This is a genomic window from Rhodopirellula sp. P2, assembly GCF_028768465.1.
Classification (GTDB): domain Bacteria; phylum Planctomycetota; class Planctomycetia; order Pirellulales; family Pirellulaceae; genus Rhodopirellula.
Map to the genome: position 1 here is coordinate 3,592,780 of NZ_CP118225.1, position 23,687 is coordinate 3,616,466.

The 23,687-nt window shown below is 58.2% G+C and carries 16 protein-coding genes; 7 read left to right on the forward strand and 9 right to left on the reverse strand.

Annotated elements, in window-relative coordinates; translation table 11 throughout:
• Positions 1-65 precede the first annotated feature (65 nt).
• The 4 genes from PSR62_RS12770 (at position 66) to PSR62_RS12785 (ending at position 6,797) form a co-directional block, all read left to right on the forward strand.
• Entirely contained in the window at positions 66-3,938 is a 3,873-nt protein-coding gene (locus PSR62_RS12770) for a serine/threonine-protein kinase (protein ID WP_274408139.1), read from the forward strand.
• Between the two features lie 143 nt (positions 3,939-4,081).
• Positions 4,082-4,588, forward strand: coding sequence for a hypothetical protein (locus tag PSR62_RS12775; RefSeq protein ID WP_274408140.1), 507 nt, complete (start codon positions 4,082-4,084; stop codon positions 4,586-4,588).
• Positions 4,589-5,451: 863 nt separating this feature from the next.
• Positions 5,452-6,111, forward strand: coding sequence for a hypothetical protein (locus tag PSR62_RS12780; RefSeq protein WP_274408141.1), 660 nt, complete (start codon positions 5,452-5,454; stop codon positions 6,109-6,111).
• 107 nt (positions 6,112-6,218) lie between these two features.
• A complete protein-coding gene (locus PSR62_RS12785) occupies positions 6,219-6,797 on the forward strand; it encodes an ECF-type sigma factor (protein ID WP_274408142.1) in 579 nt (192 codons plus the stop codon).
• Positions 6,798-6,870: 73 nt separating this feature from the next.
• Here PSR62_RS12785 and PSR62_RS12790 read toward each other — a convergent pair whose 3' ends face one another.
• A complete protein-coding gene (locus PSR62_RS12790; RefSeq protein WP_274408144.1) occupies positions 6,871-7,374 on the reverse strand; it encodes a hypothetical protein in 504 nt (167 codons plus the stop codon).
• A 376-nt stretch (positions 7,375-7,750) separates the two neighbouring features.
• Between PSR62_RS12790 and PSR62_RS12795 the strand changes: the two genes are divergently transcribed.
• Positions 7,751-8,788 carry an SMP-30/gluconolactonase/LRE family protein gene (locus PSR62_RS12795; RefSeq protein ID WP_274408145.1) on the forward strand — a complete coding sequence of 346 codons (1,038 nt, stop codon included), beginning with the start codon at positions 7,751-7,753 and terminating at the stop codon, positions 8,786-8,788.
• Positions 8,789-8,909: 121 nt separating this feature from the next.
• Here the strand turns inward: PSR62_RS12795 and PSR62_RS12800 are convergent, their stop codons facing one another.
• The 4 genes from PSR62_RS12800 to dxr form a co-directional block, all read right to left on the reverse strand.
• Positions 8,910-9,845, reverse strand: a complete 936-nt coding sequence (locus PSR62_RS12800) for an alpha/beta hydrolase (RefSeq protein ID WP_274408147.1) — start codon at positions 9,843-9,845, stop codon at positions 8,910-8,912.
• Between the two features lie 78 nt (positions 9,846-9,923).
• Positions 9,924-10,823: a DMT family transporter gene (locus tag PSR62_RS12805; protein WP_274408148.1), complete on the reverse strand. Its 900-nt coding sequence runs from the start codon at positions 10,821-10,823 to the stop codon at positions 9,924-9,926.
• 186 nt (positions 10,824-11,009) lie between these two features.
• Positions 11,010-13,262, reverse strand: coding sequence for a site-2 protease family protein (locus tag PSR62_RS12810; protein WP_338020169.1), 2,253 nt, complete (start codon positions 13,260-13,262; stop codon positions 11,010-11,012).
• 38 nt (positions 13,263-13,300) lie between these two features.
• Positions 13,301-14,668 carry a 1-deoxy-D-xylulose-5-phosphate reductoisomerase gene (gene dxr, locus PSR62_RS12815; RefSeq protein ID WP_274408150.1) on the reverse strand — a complete coding sequence of 456 codons (1,368 nt, stop codon included), beginning with the start codon at positions 14,666-14,668 and terminating at the stop codon, positions 13,301-13,303.
• Positions 14,669-14,915: 247 nt separating this feature from the next.
• On the opposite strand from dxr, the gene ftsH reads away from it, so the two are divergent.
• Both ftsH and PSR62_RS12825 read left to right on the forward strand, forming a co-directional pair.
• Positions 14,916-17,162: an ATP-dependent zinc metalloprotease FtsH gene (gene ftsH / locus PSR62_RS12820; RefSeq protein WP_274408151.1), complete on the forward strand. Its 2,247-nt coding sequence runs from the start codon at positions 14,916-14,918 to the stop codon at positions 17,160-17,162.
• 195 nt (positions 17,163-17,357) lie between these two features.
• On the forward strand, positions 17,358-18,221 hold the full coding sequence (locus tag PSR62_RS12825) for a hypothetical protein (protein WP_274408153.1): 864 nt from the start codon (positions 17,358-17,360) through the stop codon (positions 18,219-18,221).
• A 98-nt stretch (positions 18,222-18,319) separates the two neighbouring features.
• Here PSR62_RS12825 and trpA read toward each other — a convergent pair whose 3' ends face one another.
• From trpA to PSR62_RS12845, 4 genes are all read right to left on the reverse strand, one after another.
• Positions 18,320-19,156: a tryptophan synthase subunit alpha gene (gene trpA, locus PSR62_RS12830; protein WP_274408155.1), complete on the reverse strand. Its 837-nt coding sequence runs from the start codon at positions 19,154-19,156 to the stop codon at positions 18,320-18,322.
• 63 nt (positions 19,157-19,219) lie between these two features.
• Entirely contained in the window at positions 19,220-19,693 is a 474-nt protein-coding gene (locus PSR62_RS12835; RefSeq protein ID WP_274408157.1) for a hypothetical protein, read from the reverse strand.
• Between the two features lie 93 nt (positions 19,694-19,786).
• Positions 19,787-21,118 (reverse strand): outer membrane protein assembly factor BamB family protein, encoded by a 1,332-nt coding sequence (locus PSR62_RS12840; RefSeq protein ID WP_274408158.1) that lies wholly within the window; start codon positions 21,116-21,118, stop codon positions 19,787-19,789.
• 411 nt (positions 21,119-21,529) lie between these two features.
• Entirely contained in the window at positions 21,530-23,269 is a 1,740-nt protein-coding gene (locus PSR62_RS12845) for a hypothetical protein (RefSeq protein WP_274408159.1), read from the reverse strand.
• Positions 23,270-23,687 lie beyond the last annotated feature (418 nt).

Here is a 23,687-nt window from a genome sequence, read left to right on the forward strand (position 1 = left end):
GCGAGGCGGATTCGCGTTTTTCGAAAGAGATTGACGCTCCACACAATCGATGTTGAACGAACGAGGTGACCGTTTTGCCAGATGACCCGTCATCCAACGCAGAAGACATTTTCTTGGACGCCATCGATCTGCCCGCAGCGGATCGAGAGGCGTATCTGCGGCAGCGGTGCGATGGTGACGCGGAGTTGTTGCGGAAAGTTCGCAACCTGATTGCGGCCGACGAAGCGGCTCAGGACGATGAGTTTTTGAAGTCCAAGTTCATGCCAGCGTCGCCATTGATGCAGGCGTTCGGTGAAGCGGATCACGACGCGACGGACGACATCCCGGAAGAGTATGCCTCGGTCAACGAGTCCGCTCGGTTCCGGATTCTGTCCCGCCACGAGGAAGGTGGCTTGGGCGAAGTCTTGGTGGCCCACGACCGGCAGCTGGATCGAGAGGTTGCGATCAAGCAAATTCGGCCACAATGGAACGGGCACGAAGAAGCCAACGCTCGCTTTCTTCGCGAAGCCGAGATCACTGGCCGCTTGGAGCATCCTGGGATCGTTCCGGTCTACGCGATGGGAACCTGGAAAGATGGCCGGCCTTTTTACGCGATGCGTTTCATCGAAGGACAAACGCTGCGGCAAGTCATCCGAGAGCACCGCGATTCGTTGCAAGATGATTCGACGCAAGTGTCAGCCGGCAACGGTGGCGAACCGACTCGGTCGTTGCGGACAATCCTGAATCGCTTTGTCGATGTTTGCAACACGATCGAATACGCCCACAGTCGGCGGATCATCCATCGCGATATCAAACCCGCCAACATCATGATCGGTCCCTACGGTGAGACGTTGGTGGTGGATTGGGGATTGGCCAAGCAACTCGATGATGGTGCGGAGCTTGCGTCCGGCGACAATCCCGACGCGAAACCAGACGCTTCCACCAAAGGTGAAAACGACTCCAGCCACACGCGAGCGGGCGGGACCGTGGGCACGCCGCAGTACATGAGTCCCGAGCAAGCGAACGGTGATGTGTCGCTGGTCGGATGCCAAACCGATGTGTATCTGCTGGGAGCGACGCTGTATCAGATCTTGACCGGCTCACCGCCTCATCAAGCCGATTCGGTCAGCCAGATCCTTCAGCGTGTTCGCCAAGAAGAAGTCACACCGCCACGTCGCCGCGATGCAAGTGTTTCGGAATCGTTGCAAGCGATTTGTTTGAAAGCGATGGCGAGACAGCCCGTTGATCGTTACGCGACGGTCGCGGAATTGGCGGCGGATGTCGAACGTTGGTTGGGTGACGAACCGGTGTCCGTGTTTGAGGATCCACTGCCGGTCCGAATTGGACGTTGGGGGCGAAAACATCGAACGCTCGCCACCAGCGGTGCGGTCGCAATGTTGTTGTTGATGTTCGGCTCGATCGCGGGAGCGGCGGTTTGGAGCTACCAAAGTTCGCAACGTCTGAAGGTCGAAAGCGAACGCAACCAAAAGGAATTGGAGCTCACCATCGCGAATGCGAAACGGTTGAATGAGATTCGCAATTCGGTCGACTCGGATTGGCAGGTTGCGGCCAGTGAGATCGAATTTGGTCGGTACGAATCGGCGTTGGGAATCTTGCAGCGAGCATCCAAAACGCTGGAGGAAGAATCGGAGTTCAGCCAAGATCGTGAACGGATTGTTTCCAAAGCGGAACGCCTGCAACGTTTGGTTTCGTTCTATGACTTGTCTGAACAAGCCGAAGAGTTTGGGATCATGAGCCGTGACACGCAGGGAATCATGGCGGCGTCGAACGCGTTGAAGGCTCTCGGCATTTGGGAGCAACGTGATTGGTGGAACTATCTTCCCCATCAGGACCTGTCGGCGAACCAAAGGGATCAGCTGCTTTGGGACGCCTACCAACAGTGGATCATCCTGGATGGGATGCTGGTCAAGACGATTGGGACTCGATTGTTCGGAGTGATGAAACACTCCGATGGTGAATCGGATTCGAGTGAGCGTTTGTGGAAAGCTTGGATGGCGATGCAGACCAAAGCCGGCATCGCAGAGGCTCAGGCAGCCAAGGTCGTGAGCGAACGCGTCGAACTGTTTCGGCAATCGGAGGCTGTGCGTTGGTACCGCGGGATCGCGAATTTTCGGTTGGGCGATGGCAAGTGGGTCAAAGGTGAAGAGCTGGGGACGGCTCGCAACGCGGCGGATGCGCAAAAGATCGGCATCATGTGTTTGCTGTCCGCCATGGACCCCTCGTTTCGAGTGGTGTTCAAGGACTACAAAAATCTCGATGCCGTCGAAGGCGGACGCCAGCTGTTTCAGCGTTCGGCGTCGCTGCGTCCGAATCACTATTGGACGCAGCTCACTCTCGGTCATTTGCAGTACTTTTCCTCGATCCAGCAGCCGGAACTGACTTGGCAGAGCTATTCGTTGGCCATTCAAACCTTTGGACGCTGCATCGCAATCAATCCAGAGAATTGCTTTGGCTACGCCGACCGTGCTGCGCTGTACCGGATGCAAGCCGATTTACTGCGAGACGATGAGTCGGTCGATCCGCCCATTCGGGAAGAACGGATCGAAGACCTTCTGTTATGGAGCATGCAGGATGCCGAAAACGCGTTCCGGCTCGGCGAGAAACAGCCTTGGGTGGGATGGGTCTATGGCATGACCCTGTCCGCGATCGACCAAAATCAACTCGCCGTGGACGTGTTGTTGGAAACTTGCCGGCAATCTTTAGCATTGGTTCCCGTGGTCGATTCCGCGTTGATTGCAGCGGAAGATTTGCGGGGACGATCCGATGCGATTCAGTTCGCCGAGGAAATGTCTGAGAAGCATCCCGATCAGCCCGTGTACCCGTTGTTGCTGGCGTCCATTCATCTGACGCGTCAGCAAAACGATGTGGCCGAAGCGGTGTTGGACGAGCTCTTCGAATCAGGGCAAGCCAATCAGCTATCGCCGCCCCTGCTGGCTCACGCGTTGGCGGCACGCGGGATCCTTCATCTGTCTGCCGAACGATTGGATCTCGCGGTGGAAGATTTCGTGAGAGCCAATCAGTTGGATCCACATCACTTGTGGGCGGCCTACGGAATCGCTGCCTGCAAAGATCTTTCGGGGCAGTACCAAGAAGCTCTCGGTCTCTACAAGCAGGCATCGAAGCTAGCAAAGCTGAACGAACATCAAGCGGCCTGTTTGTTGGGCATTGGGCGGACGCAAGCGTTTCTGGGAAAGTATCCCGAGGCGGCCGAATCGGTCCAAACGGCTTTGGAAACGCAACCCGGTTGCGAGGTCCTCGGCGCGGTGCGGCCGTTGTATGACCGGCTGAAGGAATGGGCCAAGACGTCGCGGCCAAAGGAGGAGATGCGGCAATTGTCGGACTGGATCAAAGAGATCAACCAACTGCCACGAGCGACCAAGGTGCTGATTGCGGACGGTGACACGCCGACGCCCTACCGAGCATCGCTGCTCAATGGTGGCTTTGAACAAGGCGGATGGAATTACTGGTCCAACGATCGTGGCATCGCCTGGGTCAACGATCCGGGATATCGGTCATTGGCCAGTGTCACGGCGTCGCGGGCTCATACGGGTGAGTATTCGATGCGGATCGTTGGTGATCGACCACCATCAGGCCAGGATGCGACTCAGGCGAAAGGTGAAACGCTGCCAACAGGTGGGCGAACGAAACAGGTTTTCCCAATCCCCGAAAATTCGAGATGTGTTGTTTCTGTTTGGGCCAAAGCAAAAGAACTGAACGAGAATGCCGTCCGATTGATCGTCGATGGATCGCAGGTCCCGGTGACATTGGATTTGGCCGGAGGAACTTACGATTGGCGGAAATTCGAGACCGAAATTTACTTCGGGCGGTCGCCGGACCCGACGCTGACGAGCATCCCGATGGAGGTTCAGATTGTTTCTGCCGGCGAGGGTGAAGTCTGGCTGGATGATCTGACGGCGACGGTGTTCGACGCGGATTGATCTTCCAAACACGACGTTTTGGCGTGTTGGGAAAAGTTTTGAATTTCGTGAGGGGATCGGAGAGGGGATCTCGCAAGTGTTTGTGAGGCGGCAAGTCAGCCGCACCAATCACTTTCTGAAACCTTCTGCTTGCGAGAAAACTCATGTCCAAGATCGTCAACTTCAAAGTCCTGTCCGGTATCGCTGCTCTCCTGTTCGTCGCGGCCACTTGCCAACCCGCTTCGGCACAGAGTGCTGGATCGTATGTTGATTTCCTCCATGGCGGAGCGAGTGCGGGGGCATCCGCGAATGGCCAATGGAAATTCGCTAAGTCAAAGAGCCGTTCCAAGAATGGCACCAACTTTGGCCATGGCTTTGGCGTGGGAGCCGGACCCAACGGCATCTCGCTGTCGAATTCGATTGGCGTGGGCGGCAACGGAGTCGGCGGGATCGGTCACAACCTGAACATGACGGTCGGACGCAACGGAACACACATCAGCCACGGTGGTGTGACGTCGCAGGGAAACGGCCGGATCTACACCGGTGGCAACACGGGCGTTCGTAACAGTGGCATGCAACGAGGGCAGGTAGATGGCGGCAGCACTTCGACCGGCTTTGGCAACCGCACCCGAGCTTGGTCAAACAGCCGCACCCGATACTGGAACCGCTGAGCTGGAGCTGTGCTTCTCCCCTCGCTTCGCAGAGGTCGTGGAGTTTTCCTTCACCCTCCCTTTGGGAGGGTCGGACCGCTTCGGGCCGGGGAGGGTTACGCGCTGGATCCAATGCTGAACCCTCCCCTCGCTTCGCTCGACCCTCCCAGAGGGAGGGTGAAGTATGGAAAGCGGGAATGATCGAGGTTCACCCAGTGAGCCGAAGGGCGTTCGCCTGGGCTGTCAAAAGGTTGGTATTGACACCGCTTTGGACTGCGCAGGTTTTGTTCCTCGACTTCGCCCCAACGGGGCAGCCCTATGCCAGCCCAGGGCAACGCCCTGGGTTGTGGCGGGACCAAGATTACAAAGCCCCAACGGGGGCGGTCCTAGCGGGTTTTGGGGAGTCTTTCTTAGGGCCGCCCCGTCGGGGCTGGTGTCGGAATCTCCGTAACGAAACCCCAGGCGATGCCTGGGGCTATTTTAGAGCTGCCCCGTTGGGGCGTAGGACAGAATAAAAATCAACGTCGCATTTTCCGTGTCAATACCAACCTTTTGACAACCGAGGCTAACGCCTTTCGGCTCACATAACTCAAGACGCTTGTTTGCCGGCTGAACTCGCGGACAGCAACCAACGACTCCCACTTTTTCGACACTCTAAGCAGGTACGCAGGAATGATTGGGTTTCACCTTGTGAGCCGTTTGGGCGTTCGCCCCGGTTTGGGGTGGGAACCGGGGCTAACGCCAAACGGCTCACATGCCCGATGACACCTGCGTACCTGCTTAATAATCAATGATCGTCGGAGGATCCGACGCTCTTCCCTCAGCGACCTCAGATGAGGTCCGACCTAAAAATCATCTCCATCACCAACTTTCAAGGTGCTCTCATGAAACGTCTCCTACTTGCCTCCGCTCTTTGTCTCGGGTTATCCGTTTTCGCTTTGCAAGCTTCGCGTGCCGATCAGCCAGCGATTGGTGCTCCGCCCGCAAAAATCGATGTCGCTGATTCCCTTCATCCAGAGTGGAAGGTCCAGTTTGCTCCCGTCCCTGAATTGCTGAGGATGCACTGCCCGATGATCGCACCCGGCCACGGTTGGGTGGTGGAACGAGTCGACGAAGTCAAAGACGCTCCTTTTCGGCTCAAGCGAGGTGATGTGCTGATGTCCGTCGACGGGATGCCTGTTTTGGAACGCAATGGCGCACCAAAATTGGCGCAGATGCACGTGTTGGTGATGCGTCGAGGCCAGATGACTCCGATTGGCAATTCGGTCCAGTCGCAGTTCAATCAATCCGTGCCGCGAATGAGTCAGTGGGCTTTCCCCGGTCGGACGGCGGCTTCCGTTTCAACCTCCGCCTTTGCGGGGAGCAACGAGAGTGTGTCGGTGAGTCAGAACGGCGATCAAGTTTCGGTGAGTTTGGATTTGCCAAATCTGCATCCGGCTCCGCTTCGCTACCAAGGCACGCGTGACCAGATCGAAGACGAAGTTCGCAACAGCAACTTGGCGCCAGCGGTTCGACGTCGCGTCTTGGAAGCGATCGACCGGTGACCTCGATGGTTTAAAAAGCGGGTATGCTTTTCGTTTTGTCCGACCGTCATTGAGCGACAACGATCACGGTTGCCGGTGCCGTCGAGTTTTCCTTGGAGTCTTGTCTCGTGAGCCAACCTGAAACCGAAGTCTCGATGCTGTTGCAGCAGGTGAAGAACGGCGACGAGGAAGCACGTGAAAAGTTGTTCGTGACGTTGCAGTCCGAACTCAGAGACATGGCCGGTGCGTTGATGCGAGGCGAGCGTCCGGATCACACGTTGCAAGCGACGGCGCTGGTCAATGAGGCCTGCGTGCGATTGTTGGACACGGAGGCTCTGAAGAACGTTTCCGATCGCCGGTACATGTTCGGCATGGCCAACCGAGCGATGCGGCAGATCTTGATCGATCACGCTCGCCGTCGACGGACCAACAAACGTGGCGGTGACTATCAACGAGCTTCGTTGGACGTGGTGCTGGACAACTTCGAAGCCAACAACCGTTGCCAATACGAAGACCTGGAATCCGCGTTGGAAGGATTGGAAGCGACGTCTCCCCGGCAACGCGAAGTCGTCGAGCTGCGGTTCTTTTCCGGACTGACGAACGAAGAAGTCGCCAAAGTACTGGAAATCAGCGTCGCGACGGTGGAGCGGGATTGGCGATTGGCGCGAGCGAAGCTGTTCGAGCAACTTCGCAATGACGACGAGTAGACTCGGCGGTGGTCCGGCGAAACATCTCGGTGTTCGACAGCTCAGCGATGGAACAAATCAGCGATGGAACAGTTCAGCGATTGAACAGTTCAGCCGGCGTAATCAAGGCTTGTTCAATTTCAGGTTGTTTGGGCTCGGGGGGCTCGTCGTGGCCATTGCTGCGAGGCGGTCGTCCTGAACGCTGCCAAAGTTCGATTTGTTTGCCCTTGGCTTCCCCCAAGCTGTCGCTCATCTTGGACGCACTCTGTTGGGCGTTGGCCAGCAATCGGGAAACGGAACCCAGTCGCGGGTCGACTCGATTGGGCGAGATGCTGGCGATGGATTCCAGTTGTGATTGAGCCAGAGCGAGTTGGTTTTCGAGTTCGATCACTCGGGATTCTGCGTTCTCGACTTCGGTCAAAGTCTCTTCATCGAATTCCACCCCTGCGAAGGACCGGATTCCCGCGTCCTGCAAGATTTCGCGAACGGTCGTGGGCGTGAGGAACAATGCCAGCATTGCCAGGACCAAGATCAATTCTCGGATGGCGGCAAATCCGTCACGCACGGATGCGAAAGTCGAAGGGGTGGGCTCGTCCATGGAAAATCCTTTTCCAATCGATGAAATGGGACAAGCTCTTCTGTCGTGTTTTCCGGTCGTCCGAGTCTAGATCGGTTCGCCGTTTTTGAGCTGGAGGAAGACCTCACTTCTTTCATCGCTTGGCTGGTGGTAGCACCCCCAAGGGTCGAATCAACGGCTTTCTCACCCCGACCGTTGGCTGTTGCCATGTTGAACTGGAAACGATTGTCCGTGTTGCCGCTGATGGTCGCGAGTGGCGACAGGACGTTGAATCGATGGTGGAGTCTGGACGAGGAAGCTTTGGTTTTGTGAAGCCCTGAGCCGTTGCGTTTGGATTGGGCTATCCTTGGCAACTTCGAAATGAGTCTTGGGAATTGAAAACAGGAAGGAAGCAAAATTGAAAGTGCGTCTTGGAAATTGGGATCGGTCGGCAAAGTTGGCCTTGGCGGTGGGCTTGGTTTTGGGAGCGGGGAGCATCGCGATCGGCCAGGAGAACAACACGGCATCGTTTCAGTCCGATTCCATCTTTGCCGGCGAGCTGAGGTTGGTTCAGGAACGCGGCGCGGGGGAAGGCCCGGCGTGGCATCCTGAAAAGGGGCTGTTCACCAGCGGCGAGGGAAACATCAATCTGCGAAGTCCCCGCGGTGAAATGTCGGTGTTTCAAACGGACTCTGGATCGAACGGCTTGATGTTCGATCGAGAGGGCCGCTTGATCGTCTGCGAAGCCGTGCGGAGGCGGATCGTGCGATGGGAACTGGACGGCAGCCAAACCGTTCTGGCGGATGGTTTCGATGGGATGAAGTTCAATCAGCCCAACGATTTGTCGATGGATTCCAGCGGCCGGATCTATTTCACGGACCCGCAGTATGGCGATCGCTCGGCGATGGAATTGGTAGACGATGCGGGCAAGCAAGTCGAAGGCGTCTATCGGATTGATCCCGACGGAACGGTTGCTCGCATCATGACGCACGAAGTGGACCGCCCCAATGGATTGGTGGTCACGGCGGACGATCGGTACTTGTTCGTGGCCGACAACAACAACGCGGTGGGCGGGGCAAGAAAGCTCTGGCGTTTTGACTTGAAGGCGGATGGAAGCATCGACTCGAGCAGTCAGACTCTGATCCATGATTGGGGCACGACCCGTGGACCGGATGGAATGAAGCTGGACCAGCAGGGGCGTCTGTACGTTGCCGCGGGGCTCAATCAACCTCATTTGCCTCAGGAGACCGCGGAGCAGCCCACGGCAGGCATCTATGTGTTCTCGCCGGATGGCAAGTTGCTCGAGTACCTGCGGGTTCCGCGCGACGAGACGACCAACTGCGCATTTGGTGGGGATGATTTGAAGACGCTCTATGTGACCGCGGGCGGAACACTTTGGAGCGTTCCCACCCACGTTGCTGGCGCTCCGGTTTTCCCGCCCCGTCCGGCCAACTGATTTTTTGCGGCCACGAAGGAAGTGGCCAGCAATGAAGCCGCCATTGAAAAAGCCCAACGTTCCGCTGGGGGCGAAACGTCGGGCTTGAGGTTGGTAGCGTGAGGAAAGGATTCGCGAGCGATCAGCGCTCGATCCATTCGTTTTCGCTTTCGCTGACCGGCACGTTGGCTTTGATGAACTTGACGATGTCCGAAGCCGCCGATGGGACCTCATTGATCAAAGCTGGGCCGCTCAGGCTGGTGCCCGCCATTTCGACTTCCAATCCACCGATCTTCAAGCGTTTGCGAAGAGCGGTGATTCGGCCGCCAAGTCGTTCCGCCTCCTCTGCTTCGGGGCTGTCTTTGCCAGCGATGATCATGGTTGGCAGGAGGCCGACGTTGCGATCACGCAAGGTGGAGTCGACCGTCAATCCGTTGAAGTTCTTGATGGGGGAGACGTAAACCAGTGCCTTGACGTCTTGCCCCTGCTTCAAACGACCGACGCTGGGGAAACCCCAGTCGCGAACGGCCCAGTGAGCGGCCATGATCGCCCCTTCTTGGACGCCAACGACTGTCAATGCGTTGAGGTTCAGGCGGCCTTCGTTGTTCTCTTGTTTGAGGAATTGCTTGGCTTCTTCCAGGTCATATTGAATGATCGCCTGGATGTCGCGTTTGCCCATGGTGTTGACGTTGAAGTCTTTTTTGTCACCGCGAGGTGTCGTGTATTGGCGGCTGTTTCCGTGACCGCGGTACTCAACCAACAACACGGCCAAGCCAGCCGAACGCATGGACAGGCAGAGCTTTTGATAGGGCGAGCCTTGGCCTTTCCATTCATGGATCAGCAACACGGGAATCGCATTCTTGCCTTCCGTCGATGGGAAGTAGAACGCGGTCAGTTCGATGTTGTCTTTGGTCTTGAGTTTGACCGGACGCGGTTTGAGCGCTGGGTCGTCGTTCTTCTTCTTTCGCTGAGCGGAAGCGGGAACGGCCAGCACCGCCGAGATCAAAATGGCGGAGCATCCGATCAGAAGCTTGCGAGTCGATGACGAAGCTTGTGACTGAAAAGCATTTGCGAACATGGGGATGCAGGACTTGGGTGGGAGTCAACGAGAATGAGACGAGACCTTCATTTTAACCCAAGCCCAACGTGACTGCACTCATCCAATTGGCAATCGTTTTCGACGGGACATCCCTGTGTGAGCGAGCACCAAAAACGCGATTGTGGTGGCACCGACGTAAAAACCAACTCCCAACGTCTGATAATCGCCAAACAAAATGGCGCCGAGAATCATCCCGTAGACTGGTTCGAGGTTGTTGGCGAAGTTGATGGTGAACACGGACAATCGTTTGAGAAGCGAAACGTATTCGCTGTAGGCGTAGACCGTGCACACCACCGCCAGGACCAACAACCAGGCGAAATCGGTTGGGGATGGCAGCAGATCGAGCCCTTGGCCTTCGCTGAGATAAAGTGCGGAGACTGGCAGGCAGGCCGCGCAGAACGCACAGGCACCGACCATTTCGTACAACGAGATGACGCGGTGGGGAGTCGTGGCGGCAAAGCGGCCGTTCAGGATGGAAAACACCGCCGCGGCCAGCGCCGCGGTGATGGCGATCAGAAATCCGCCGGCGTATTGAAGTTCGCTTTGGAAGATGACGGCGACAGCAGCGATCACACCCAGGCCAAAGATCAAATCCATGCGGCGGAGTTTCCGGCCGCGAATCATCAGGGGCTCCAGCAACGCGGTCCACAATGAGACCGTCGCGATGCCCACCATGCACACCGAAACGTTGGCCACTTTCACAGCGAAGAAGAACAGCACCCAGTGGGCACCGATCAAGCATCCGGTGGCCAGCATCGCGAGCGCTCGGCGGGTCGGAACCCGCCAAGAAGTTCGGACCATCCAGGCCAGCACGACCGAAGCAATCGCACTGCGAAACAGCACGATTTCCACGGCGGGCAGATGGATCAATTCACCCATGGCGCCGGTGAAGCCCCAGACGAATACCAGAAAGTGCAACTTCAGGTAGTCGCGAGGTTCACCCAAGTCGTCGTTCACCACATCCCTTTCACATCATCGATGGCGGTCAGATCAAGAAGACCTCAGCGGCAATCGGGCTCTTGGTTTACTGAGCCGTTTCAGCGGTCGCCTCGGTTCCACCACCACAGAACCGGGGCTAACGCCCAAACGGCTCACATGAAGAATCGAAAGTCGACTGAGTTAACAGCCCGAGATGCTTCGGAGCTACAGCAGGTTCAGGATGTCATTGGTGAAGACAAAGATCATCAGGGCCAGCAACGCCAACACGCCGACAAACGTCAGTCGCATTTCCATCGCTTCGTCGACCTTCTTCCCACGAATCAACTCGGCGGTCAGGAAGACCATGTGGCCACCGTCGAGCGCCGGGATGGGCAAGAAGTTCAGGATCGCCAGGTTCATGCTCAGCATCGTCAGGAACATCAGCTGGGCGGACAAACCCTTTTCGGCTTGGTGACTGGCCATCTGGGCGATCCGGATGGGACCCCCGACAAATTTGGCTTTCACTTTGCCGCGAACCAGCATGCCCAGGAAGCGTCCGACGTCGGCCATTCGGCGTTTGCCTTCGCGAACACCGAGTGCGAGTGCCATGCCGAGCGAATCCGCTTTTTGAATGGATTCCACGGGAGCGAAGTTCAATCCGCGTTCGTACCAGAATCGTTCGGACTGGCGAACGGTCAGGGTTTGCTCGACCACGGTGCCATTGGGCGGACGCACTGCGGTGACAATGATCTTGGTGCCCAGCGGCAGCAGCTGAACGGTTTCCATCAAGTTGCCCAGCGGCATCGAGGGGCCGATTTCCCAGCCCTCCGTCAAGGCTTGCATGGCGGTTTCGGACAACTCGTCCTCAATCGATTCCCGATCCGTGGCGTTGGCAAACTGAACACGAATTTCGCGAAGTTCGTCGCCCGCTTGGATGGTTTCGGTTGAGTTCGCCGTTGCCGATTCTGCCGCCGGCGAGGTGGCGTCCCCGCTGGCGAGAATTTCCGATGCGACGGCGGTTGGTTCGTAGGCGAAACCGAGCGAATCGACCGACATCATTTCGCCGAACGCTGACACGGGGGTCATCGTTTGTTCCACGCGTTGCGGCGTCAGCGTCAGTTCGACTTCCTCGCTGGCGTTGCCTTCACCGCGTCGCACGGTGACTTTCACCGGTTCGTCGTACTGGACGTCAGCGAGGAGCAATTGATAGGCATCCACGTCGGTGTCGTCACCGACCGAGACGATTTGATCGCCGACCTGCATGCCGGCTATTTCAGCCGGCCCGTTTTGCATCAGAGCTTTGATCGGTCCAATTTTGAACTGGATGCCGAAGTCCTTGGCCTGTTGAGGCGGCAAGGTCAGGGAATGTTCGGTTTGGTCGGCGCGAGCCAACCGCAGTTTGATCGGTTGCGACGGCGCGGTGTGAATGCGAGTCAACAAGGGAGTGATCGGCATGATCGCTTCGGGATCAAGCTTTTGCTCGTCGAAGCCAATGACTTTGGCTCCTGCGTCTGCATCGGTCACCACGTCGGCGGCAGCCGAATTGGGCATGGCTGGCAGTTCTGGGTACAGCGTGTCGCCGGTGGCACTTTGGATGCCGATCATCCGTCGATCCGGTTCGATCGGGCTGGCCTGCGTCACCAACTGATATTCGCGAGTGTCGTCGCCGTATTGCAAGCGAACGGGAACCGGGGTCTCGGACGATTCCATGCCGGCTTCCATGATCTTCAACTGCATTTCGCTGAATGGCAGTTGCGAATCATCTTCCAGCGAACCCACGGAAACGACACGTCCACCAGGCTGGATGCCAGCCTGCCAAGCGGGACCGCCGGGGGTCACACCACCAACCACGGCGGGCGTGTAGCCAACCCCGTTGAAGAACGCGAAGGCGGCGAACAGCACGCCGGTGATCACATTCATGACCACGCCAGCGCTGATGATGATCATCCGTTGCCAAACGGGTTTGGCGGGGTAGCTTCGAGGATCGAGTTTCTCTTCCGCGTCGGAGGCTTCTCCGCTTTGGCGAATGCGTTGGGCTTCTTCTTCCGCTTTGCGTGGGTCGTCGTCTTGGCCCAGCATCTTCACGTATCCGCCCAGTGGCAGAATGCCGATTCCGTATTCGGTTTCGCCGTAGGTGAATTTGCCCAGGGTCCGAGGGAACTTGATGGGGCCGATTGAGATCGGCACGTCAAAGCCGACGTAGAACTTCTCGCATTTCACGCCAAAGGTCTTGGCGGCGAGGAAGTGTCCGAGTTCGTGGACAAAGATCACCAAGCCGATTCCGAGGGCGACTTGGATCCACAGCCAAGTGGATTGCAACCAAGCGAGGATGCCGCCGGTGTCTTCGGTGGCCGCCAACAAGGAGGGCAAGAGGGACCAATCAACAGGCAACGACATGAATTCGACGGGGGTGAAAGAGAGTTGAACGGGGGATGCCAGCCCGGCAAACCCACGTTGAAGATATGGTTGGTCGGGCAAACCGGTTCAGTGAACGTGATTGCCCGAGGCGTTTTGATTCAAATTTGAGCCAATTCCCGGGCTCGATCGCGTGCCCAAACGTCTAATTTTAGCAGCCGTTGGAGCGTGGGCGAAGATTCGTGGTTGTGATCCAGCAGAGTTCGGCGGCAAATTTCGGGGATGTCAGTAAAGCGAATTTGCCGCTTTAGGAACAGGTCGACTGCGGTTTCGTTGGCGGCGTTGACCACCGCACCCGCCGTTCCACCGACGCGCGCGACTTCGAATCCGAGGGCCAGAGCCGGAAAACGCTCCGGATCGGCGGGGCAAAGGCTCATGTCCCAGCTCTGTGACCGGTCCAGCGGAGGTGCCGGGCAAGGCAACCGCCGTGGGTACGTCAGGGCGTATTGAATCGGCATCCGCATGTCGGGCGGGCTGACCTGGGCGATCAGGCTGCCGTCTTCGAATTCGACCAGTGAGTGGATCAGTGACTGGGGATGGACGACGACTTCGATTCTGTCCGCGGGAACGTTGAACAACCATTTCGCTTCGATCACCTCGAGCGCCTTGTTCATCATCGAGGCGGAATCGATCGTGATTTTTGCCCCCATCTTCCAGGTCGGGTGAGCAAGGGCTTCGTCAATCGTGGCCTCTCGCATTTGAGCCGTGGTCCAGTCGCGAAAAGGGCCGCCGCTGGCGGTCAGAATCAGTCGTCGGACGCCCGGCCAAGGGGTTGGGGGCGATGAGTTGAGCGGTGGGGCTGGGTGGGAACTCGCTGATCCGGGAGTGGAATTCGGGGACGAAGCCAGCGTCGGGGGCTGGCTTCGACGCGCTCTTGATTCGGCCAAACACTGGAAAATGGCCGAATGCTCGCTATCGATCGGCAGCAACTCGGCTCCGTTGTCCGCTGCCGCTTGCGTCACGACGGGGCCTGCGACCACCAAGGTTTCTTTGTTGGCCAAGGCGACGCGTTTGCCTGCGTGAACGGCGGCGAGGGTGGATTCCAGGCCCGCTCGTCCCACGATGGCGGCAACCACCACATCGACGTCTTTTGCCGTTGCGGCTCGAACCAATGCGTCCGGGCCAACGTCCAACCGACAACGCTCCGTCAAACGTGAATGGGGTTGGGCGGCCGCTGCTTTGAGTGCCTGGGCGGCTTGTGGTTCCTGTTCGGCATCCGAAACGACCACGCTGTGCGGGGCCGTCTGACAATCGCTGGCCAATTGGATCAGGGATTCGATTTGGGAATGGCCGGACACGCTGGAGACTTCCCAGGCCAATTCAGGATCGCATCGGTTCAGGTTCTCAATCACGTCCAGCGTCGCAACACCAATGCTTCCGGTCGCACCTAGAACGGCGACACGGCTGACAGGACGGCTGTTCGACCGGAAATCAGGCACGGGGTCCTCGGAGGGGGATTCGGCCGGCACGGTCGGTTCGGATTGGGAGGGGGGGGATGGGGGCAATGTCACGGGAATGATTGTCCAGGGTGTCGGGGGCCGTATCATGGGGGAACGGACCAGCCAGAACAATCCGAATAAGCCCTCCAGACGCGTTGCAGGGCCAGATTTTCGCCCTGCAGCGGAAGTGGTGCCTTGGGAAGTCACCTGGCAGAAGAAATAGTGGGACCGTGGCTGAAACAGCCGTCTTCAACGAAACAATGACAATTGGAACGCAATGAGCAACGAACCCAAGTCGAAACGCGGTGGATCGTCCGAGAATCGAGGCGGAGGAAATGTGTGGTTGGTTTTGCTGGCCGTGACCTGCGCCGTCGTGCTGAGTGCGTTCCTTTTCAGTGACAATCGCCGACGTTTGGCCTACCCGCATTTGAAAGAATTGCTGACCAAGTCAGCGGAGCGGCAGCAGGCGATTGAGTCCCAGCAAGCGATCGCTGCATCGGACCTGCAGGCTGAACCGGCGGAGGATCAACTGGCCGAGCAATCGGAATCGACCGCGGACGGGGACCCCACGGAAGAGGAGTCCGCAGACGATTCCACGTCGGGAACCGTCGCGACTTTGATCAACGAAGACCCCGCCAACGAAGAACCTGCCAATGAGCTCGCTGGCCCCAAAATCGTTGTCCCCAGCAGCACCAAGGAAAACGTGTGGCACGAATTCAGCCGCCTCAGTGACATTCGGGTGGCCGACGATCGGATCACAGGCAAAGTCTATTTCAAGGCGTTCACGCCGAATCATTCCAGCGAGAAAGAACCGGCCGAAGAAGTCCAGTTTCTGACCATTCGGGGCTATCCCAACGATGTGATCGCAGCGGAACTGGAAACCTTGTTGGAACAGTCTGGGGTCGCGTGGGACAACGATCGTCCCAGCCGTTTTCTGGAAAACCATTGGCCAGAGTTGCTGATGATCGGTGTGTTGGTGGCACTCGGGATCGTGATGCTCAAACGCATGGGGGGCGTCAATTCTCCCATGTCGTTCTCGCGAAGTCGTGGCAAGCTTTACAGCGAAGAGGATTTGCCGACCACGTTTGAAGATGTGGCAGGCATTGAAGAGGCCGTCGACGAAGTTCGCGAGGTGGTGGACTTTCTCAAAAACAGCGAGAAGTACCAGAGTTTGGGCGGGCGGATTCCCAAAGGTGTCTTGCTGGTCGGGCCTCCTGGAACGGGAAAAACGTTGCTGGCCAAGGCGATCGCGGGCGAAGCGGGGGTGCCGTTCTTCAGCCTGTCTGGAAGTGACTTTGTCGAGATGTTCGTTGGTGTGGGGGCGGCTCGCGTTCGCGACATGTTCACACAAGCTGTCAATCGTGCACCGTGCATCATCTTCATCGACGAACTCGATGCACTCGGCAAAAGCCGCAGCGGCAACGCCGTCGGTGGGCATGATGAACGGGAGCAAACGTTGAACGCGCTGCTGGTTGAGATGGACGGTTTCGATTCCAACTCGGGCGTCATCGTCGTCGCCGCCACCAACCGTCCGGAGACCTTGGACCCGGCGTTGTTGCGTCCAGGTCGCTTTGACCGACATGTGTTGGTTGACCGCCCTGATGTGGCCGGACGTGAAGAAATCTTGGCGGTGCACGTCAAAAACGTGAAGCTCGACGAGACCGTTGAACTGAGAAGCATCGCGTCAATCACCAGCGGTTTTGTGGGCGCTGATCTGGCCAACCTGGTCAACGAAGCCGCGTTGTTGGCCGCTCGAAACGGCAAACCAGCGGTTGCCATGGAAGAGTTCAACGAAGCCGTCGAACGTGTCACGGCAGGGTTGGAAAAGAAAAAACGGGTGATGAACGAAGACGAAAAAATCCGCGTGGCTTATCACGAGTCGGGCCATGCACTCGTCGCCGCGGCACTTCCCAACACGGATCCCGTGCACAAAGTCAGCATCATCCCGCGTGGATTGGCCGCGCTGGGGTACATGATGCAGCGTCCGGAATCCGAGCGTTTCCTGATGACCAAGAGTGAGCTTGAAAGCCAGATGAAAGTCATGCTGGCGGGCACGTTGGCGGAGGAAATGATTTTTCAGGACATCAGCACCGGAGCTCAAAACGACTTGGAACGCTGCACCGAAACGGCTCGCAGCATGGTGATGGACTACGGCATGAGCCGGCTTGGTCGAATCAATCTTCGTCGCAACACACGCAGCCCGTTCCTGGCTGGTTCGGGTGGCGGCGACTACCAGATCATGCATAGCGATGAGATGGCCAAGATGATCGACAAAGAAGTTTCCCGGATTGTCGAAGACACACTGGCGCAGACTCGCGAGATTTTGGAGCAACGCCGGGATGTCTTGGAGGCGGTCACGCAGCGGTTGTTGGAGGTCGAGGCGATCGACAACGAAGAATTGACGCGTTTGATCCAGGAGCACAGCCGCGGCCCGTGGTTGGTGCCTGGAACGGTCACGGAAAAACCAAAAGCAAAAATTGTCCCACGCCGAGATTCGGATTCCTCGCAGTCGAATCACTCGTGATTGGGGGGGATTTCCGCGTCCTTGGGGGACCTGGGTGACGGCACACAAAGTGTGTTCGATTGGAATTCCGGTCTTTCGAAAAACTTCGAAGATTTGTTAAAGCCCGATGCGGCAAGCGACGACATGCGTCCGCCTTGCCGTTTTTTCATAGGCAGATGACACGCAATCGGGCGTTCCAAGATGCGATTCAATTGGATGGCGAAGAATACTATCGGGCGGACCTGGGCCGGCCTTTCGGCAGTCACTGCGCTCGGTCTGTTGACTGGTTGCCAGCAAACCAACGGGACCACCGGTGCTCCGATCAGCATGCTTCAACCCGGTCAGGCTGCGGTTCAGAATCCAACGTTGCCGTCCCTCGGCCCGTTTGGTGCCTCGGCTCGTGTCCCGCCGCCAGCGACGGGATCGTACGGCCAAGTCAGCGGCAGCCCGGCCGGGGCGTCCAGCTACGCTCCGACGGGGACATACAACTCCACGTCCGGCAACGTGATTCCAATGAGTCACAACTCCAGCGACACGGTCGGATCTGGCATCGCTCAGGCAGGCGGTGCGATGCCGGGCAGCATGTCGCCGATGGCACAAACGGCGAATCAACAATGGGTGGAAACCAACGCGGTTCAGCCCACCTCAATGATGCCAGCGGCAGCGGATTCCGCCGGTGGTGTTCGCAGCGGCGGGATGCAAGTGATTGACTTGACGGGGGCCCCACCGCCACCGGGCTATGTCCCACAAACAACCAACGGCTATTCCAATTCGGCTTCGTATCCATCGGCGAACATGATGGGCACGAACAACGTTGCCGCTCAGGTGAACGTCGGTTCGTCATCCTTGCCTGGCCAATTGCCGGTCAGCCAATTGGTGCCTTCGACTTCCCCTGCGGTTCAAGCCTTGCAGTGGAACACTGCGTCAGCCCCCGTTCAAGCACCTCAGGGGGCGTTCCAGGGCAATGCCGGGCTGCAGAACAACGGCCTGAACGCTGCCTCTTCCGGGCAAGCCGCTGCGAATCAGCCCAGTTTCTCCACAGCGGATCGCCCCGTTCAGTGGCGCGCACCGAATCGTTGAATCGAAACCGCTGAATTCGAGCTGCTGACAATCGCTCGGGTTGGCGACGGACTGCGTCCGTGGAAGGCAACCAAGAACGCGTCAACGATCGCAAACGTTTACGCAGCGTCGATCGCGGATCGCAGGGAACGGCAGAACTCGCCCGCTTCGTCGGCGGCCGCTTTGACGGGGTCCGTTCCCGATTCGTTCGCCTGGGCCACCGCCGCGGCAACTCGCCGGACAATCGCGGAGCCAACGATCAAGCCATCGGAAACAGGCGCCAGTTGGGCTGCGGTTTCAGGACCGCTGATTCCGAACCCGATGCAGATCGGCAGTTCGGTTTGTTCACGGAGCCAGCCCACATTGTCAACCAAATCGGCCGGCAACGCGGTTCGCTCGCCAGTGATTCCCGTGACGGAAACGTAGTACAGGAAACCGCTGGACAGTTCCGCGATGCGGCATTGGCGGTCTCTCGTCGTGGTGGGTGTGACAAGCTGGATCAGGTCGAAACCTTTTTCCTGGCAAACCTTGCTGAACTCGTCCGCTTCTTCCACCAACAAATCAGGCACGATCGCGCCGCAATAGCCAGCTTGCATGGCCTGCTCGACGTACTTGGCCATTCCGATTCGGTAGATGATCGAATAGCTGACCATCGTCACGCGTGGCATCGCGGCAACATCGGCGTTGTCGGTCAAATGCTGGCCGAGATCCCAGACGTGTTGCAGCTTGAACCCCGCGTCGAGAGCCCGTTGGTAAGAGGCCTGGATCACCGGTCCGTCGGCGATGGGATCGCTGTAGGGGACTCCGATTTCGCAGAGATCGGCACCGGCGCGGCGCGCCGCTGCGACGACCGCTTCCGTGGTGTCAATGTTCGGGTCGCCGGTCGTCAAAAACGGCATCAAGGCTTTGCGGTTCTGACCACGCAGCGATTCAAACAGGTTTTGCAGAGGCGTCATGGATGTCGGATCAGCGTCGAAATGGGCGGACGAAACAGGTCTCAGGGAATTCTGCCGCCAAGCCTAGATTCCCGCGTGCGGATCGGCAACCAAGCCGCCACCAAAGACGGGGCGTGTCGGGACGGGATGGAACCGGGGCCAGGGTACCTTGGGTGGCTCTTCTGGCTCGGAGTGAACGCCGCCGGTGATGGGATCCAAGTCCATCGGCAGGGCTCCATCCATCACCCCCGATCCGACCTGTCCGGGGGCACCATGGTGAGGTGTTCCGGTGCGGTCACACATGACCCCATGCCCGTCGGTGGGGACAATCACGGCACCGTCTTCAATCAGGCTCTGGGTGTGCTGAGCGGCGGTGTGAGGCCGTCCGCGACGCCAATCGCCAAGCAATCCGCCATGATCGTCGGGGTCGTGGGTCCGCTCGCTGGGGACGCCGAGAGCCACGCATCCGCTGGTGCAAGCCAGCAATCCGACCAGCAAGCATCGCGTCAGCGAGCTGGCGATCCAAAGGCGACGATCATGGCAATCCGAATGTGGCATAACTCATGGATCGGTCAGCGGAATCGTTTTCTTGAGAATAAATTGCCTGACCGGAAAAGTCGTCCGCTGGTCAATGCCAGCGAGCTGGCGAGATCAGCGAAGGCCAACCGAGATCAAGTACTCTTGCCGTTGATCTCCTTGCCCAACCCCGGTTCGAATCAGCAGCCGATCGTCGTGGGGGACCGGCGTGGCGAAAAGAGAGTCGCCGGTTTTGTTTTCCGCTTTCAATTCGAATCGATCCTGGCTGGCTTGGTAGACGAAGACGGTGCCGTCCTCGGCCGCCACATAGATGCGATCATCGACCAACAACGGTGAGGCACTGATGCCACCGCCGAACAAACGTGTTCGCCACATTTGTTTGCCGTCCATGGTCCGCCAGCAGTAGGCAACGCCCGTGTCCGCGACGGCGAACACGTAGTTGGGGATGGTCAGCAGCGACTGCTCGTAACACTGGACGTTGTTTTCCCACTGCACACTCTTGGAGCTGCCATCGCCCAAGATGCACCAGGTGCCGGATCTGGGATTGCCGCCGCTGGTGATGACGCGGCGATCGTCCCAGACGACGGTGCCACAGATCGCCTCGGTCGCCGTGTCCACGCCCCAGAGTTCTTTGCCAGTGACGGGATCGTAGGCATTGATCATGTCGGCCCCCGAGATCAGCACCATCGGCTGGCCCCCAATCGTCGCCGCGATGGGCGTGGCAAAGTTCAGATTGGACGGCCGGGCAACTCGCCAAATGTCGCGGCCGGTTTGAGTGTCCAAGGCCGCGAGACAGCTTTCAGGGCCGTCGTATTCTGCTGCGACGACCAGCAAGCCATCCACCAGAATCGGGCTGGCTCCATACCCAAATTGGAATTGCGAAGGGCGAAACTCCGCGACTTTCCTCTGCCAGTTTTGTTTGCCTTCCAGATTCAACGAGGTCACGACGATCGCGTCATCGGTGTGGAATGAAACGTAAATGTTTTGACCGTCCGAGGCGGGGCTGGGGGAGGCAAACGAATTGTTTGAGTGGATTCGCTCGGGCAGCGTCCCGCGGTGAATGATCCAGTTGTCGACCATCCGTCCATCGGAACGATTGCATTTGATCAGGCGCTGGGTTTCATCTTCGGCCACCGCCGTGGTCAAGAAAATATGCTCCCCGACAACGATGGGCGACGAATGCCCGCGACCCGGAATCGCGGTTTTCCAAATGACATTTTCGCTTCGTTCCAAATCCCAGCGGATGGGAGCGTCTGAATCAGCCGGTGCGTGGTTGTTGCCCTCGGGGCCTCGCCACTGCAGCCAGTCCCCCGCGGCGCAGGTCGAAACCGTCCCCAGAACCCCGCCTGCCAATTGGACCGGCCCAGCCAACAACAGCAATGCCAATGGAACGAGCATGCGGTGGAGCGGACGCAGGGGACACAACAGGGAAGCAGATCGATTCATATTCCAAATCCATTGTCGGAAGAGAGTGCGAGAAGAGACGCTGCAGGCTGACAAACCGCACGCGTGGGAGGCGCCGGAGGCGTGCCGCCATTGGAACACCAAAGAGAAATCGCTCAAGATCCGTTTGCAGACTTGAGATCCATTCGGCTCGGTGGGACCCCGATGCGTCCGTTTTGAAGGTCAAGGGACGTCTTGAGGGTCAAGGGACGTCGATTGGAGGGGCTCATCTGCCGGAGCAGCGCCGACGCGGCTTGATCCGGCCTACCTCGCAAAGCCATCACTCATCCAATCGATGTCCCTCCGAAAGGAGGGAGGTGGAGAGCACGGAGGGGCGAAATTCCATGCTCACCGAGATCGGTGAGCAGTGTGTCATTCAGCTCGCGATTGAACCATCTTGCTGACAACGGGGTGTCAGTTTGCTCCTGGTAGATCGTCCGCTGGCAATCCCGCATTGGGTGCATCAGCAGCAGGCATGCCGGCAGGAAGGTCACCCGGAAGACCAGCGGGTTGATTGCCTGGCAAGCCAAACATTGGCAAACCACCAGGGCGTCGGTCATCTTGATCGGCGTCTTCCTCTCCGTCCGAGAGTTCGACACCAGCCAGTTTGGCCAGGGCGACACGTTGTTCTTCCAGTGATTCCATCCACTTCTTTTTGTCATCCAGCAGGTCATCGTTGATGGCCTCCGCGATCGGACGTACGTCATCGACCCAGGAGGTCAAGACTTTTTGGTCTTCCTCAGATGCGGCGGAGATCAGGCCTGCAGGGGTGTCTGGGATTTCTGCCAGAGGTGAGCCAACCGCTCCGCGGAGCAATTGTTGCAGCACCGAAGTGATTCGACGTCGGGAGAGCGAAACTTCAGGCGGCTGAGGTTTTGCGGCAGGCATGCGTCCCATCATTCCCATTCCGCCCATGCCCATGCCGCCCATCATGTCGTCCATGCCCATGCCGTCCATCCCCATCCCCATGTCCATGCCATCCATCATGCTGTCCATGCCCATGCCGCCCATCATGGCATCATCCATTCCCATGCCACCGCCCATCATGGCACCACCGGTGCGGCTCTTGTCCTTCTTTTTCTTCTTGTCTTCTTTGACACCCAAGAAAGTGTCTGGACTTGGTGGTTGCTTGACGGGCATTGCGCTGGTTCGGTCGAGAGCTTTCAGCCGTTTCAGTTCAGATTCAACCGTGTCAAATGCGCGACGAGACCAGCTCTTCAGAACACCCTCGGTGTCGGCGACTTGCCCTTTCAACTGAGTGGTCATGTCGCCCAGTTGTGAGGCGGAGTACAGCGCGATCAAGTCGGGTTGTTCTTCGTTGGTGCTGATGGAAATCAACTGCTTGCCGAGCGTGGTGTCTTGCGGTGTGCTGACGTAGTGCAGGATGTCGACCGCGAAACGTTGCAAGTAAGCATGTGCCTTGGGGTCACGATCTGCGGGGGCAGGTGCGTCCAGCAAGTCGGTCATCAACTGGGTCAGTTTGGCTTTGTTCTCGGCCGTCAGGGAAGGAAAGCCGTACATCGCTGTTCGGTGAAGGGACTGCAGGGCAGCCGCTCGAACGCCATCGACTTCTTCTTCGTTTTCGTAGAGTCCCACCAGTGTGTCGAACAGGGCTGGGTAGGCAGCAGCCAAAGGAGTTGGCGGACGACCTGTGGCTCCGTCATACGGAGCACTGTCGAGTCGTCCCAGAACCAAAACGGCGTTGATACGAGCAGCTGGGATGTGGTTGCCCTTGGCGACCTTTGTCATCCCGTTGTAGATGTACTTCAGGAGATCCGTCTTGCCGGGGTTGTTGATTCGCTGGGCTCCCGAAAGTGATTTTTCGAGCGACACCAACATCGGTCCCATCTTGGTCAGGTTTTCCTTGCGGACGATCGTGTAGGGCACGATGTGCTCGATGTAGATCATCGCGTTTCTCTTCAAATCAGCCGTCAGTTGCTCTGGTTTGCGAGACGTCGCCAGCGTTTTCGCGGCACGCTCGTACCCTGAGATTCTTTCAGGTGTCACCGCAGCTGCGGGCAGCTCGATGACTTCGTATTGCTGAGCGGTTGCGATTCCGCTGAGCAGCCAACACAACACCATGACCAGACACAGGATCCAAATCCGTTGGGCGCGTTGATGGTTGGAAGCCTGGCCCCCGTTCGCTGAATCCATCTGCGGCGAGTCAATTTGCGCAATGGCAGCAATTGGGCCAGATGACTTGGACGGGGACGAGGTCGTAGTGGCGTGTCGCAAAGGAACACCTTCGGAGAGAAGAGCACGGCCGAATAGGATCGAAACGCGAACGTTTCGCGAACGTCTATTATTCACCGACTGACCGTCTCCCGTCAACGAAAATCCCGAATGACAGAGCATTTGGAGCCCTGGCGAAGGCGTTGGGAGGTCTTGCCAGCCCGCTCGCGTATCCGGCGGGCACTGGGAGGGGCGTGCCGCAGACGCGAAATGCGTCGGGGCATAAAAAAAGGCGAGGCCGGCTCCGAAGAACCGACCACGCCTCGCACGGGGGGACGCTTAATATTTGGGTGAATCATGGTGCAGACGGCGTCCCTCTGACACAGGTAACCATAGTCCC

Bases quoted from the DNA above. Each gene is read 5' to 3' on its own strand.
- PSR62_RS12835 (WP_274408157.1), bottom strand. From the start codon at position 19,693: ATGCCACATTCGGATTGCCATGATCGTCGCCTTTGGATCGCCAGCTCG.
- trpA (WP_274408155.1), bottom strand. From the start codon at position 19,156: ATGACGCCTCTGCAAAACCTGTTTGAATCGCTGCGTGGTCAGAACCGC.
- PSR62_RS12780 (WP_274408141.1), top strand. From the start codon at position 5,452: ATGAAACGTCTCCTACTTGCCTCCGCTCTTTGTCTCGGGTTATCCGTT.
- PSR62_RS12800 (WP_274408147.1), bottom strand. From the start codon at position 9,845: ATGTTCGCAAATGCTTTTCAGTCACAAGCTTCGTCATCGACTCGCAAG.
- PSR62_RS12845 (WP_274408159.1), bottom strand. From the start codon at position 23,269: ATGGATTCAGCGAACGGGGGCCAGGCTTCCAACCATCAACGCGCCCAA.
- PSR62_RS12825 (WP_274408153.1), top strand. From the start codon at position 17,358: ATGGCGAAGAATACTATCGGGCGGACCTGGGCCGGCCTTTCGGCAGTC.
- ftsH (WP_274408151.1), top strand. From the start codon at position 14,916: ATGAGCAACGAACCCAAGTCGAAACGCGGTGGATCGTCCGAGAATCGA.
- PSR62_RS12775 (WP_274408140.1), top strand. From the start codon at position 4,082: ATGTCCAAGATCGTCAACTTCAAAGTCCTGTCCGGTATCGCTGCTCTC.
- PSR62_RS12790 (WP_274408144.1), bottom strand. From the start codon at position 7,374: ATGGACGAGCCCACCCCTTCGACTTTCGCATCCGTGCGTGACGGATTT.
- PSR62_RS12840 (WP_274408158.1), bottom strand. From the start codon at position 21,118: ATGAATCGATCTGCTTCCCTGTTGTGTCCCCTGCGTCCGCTCCACCGC.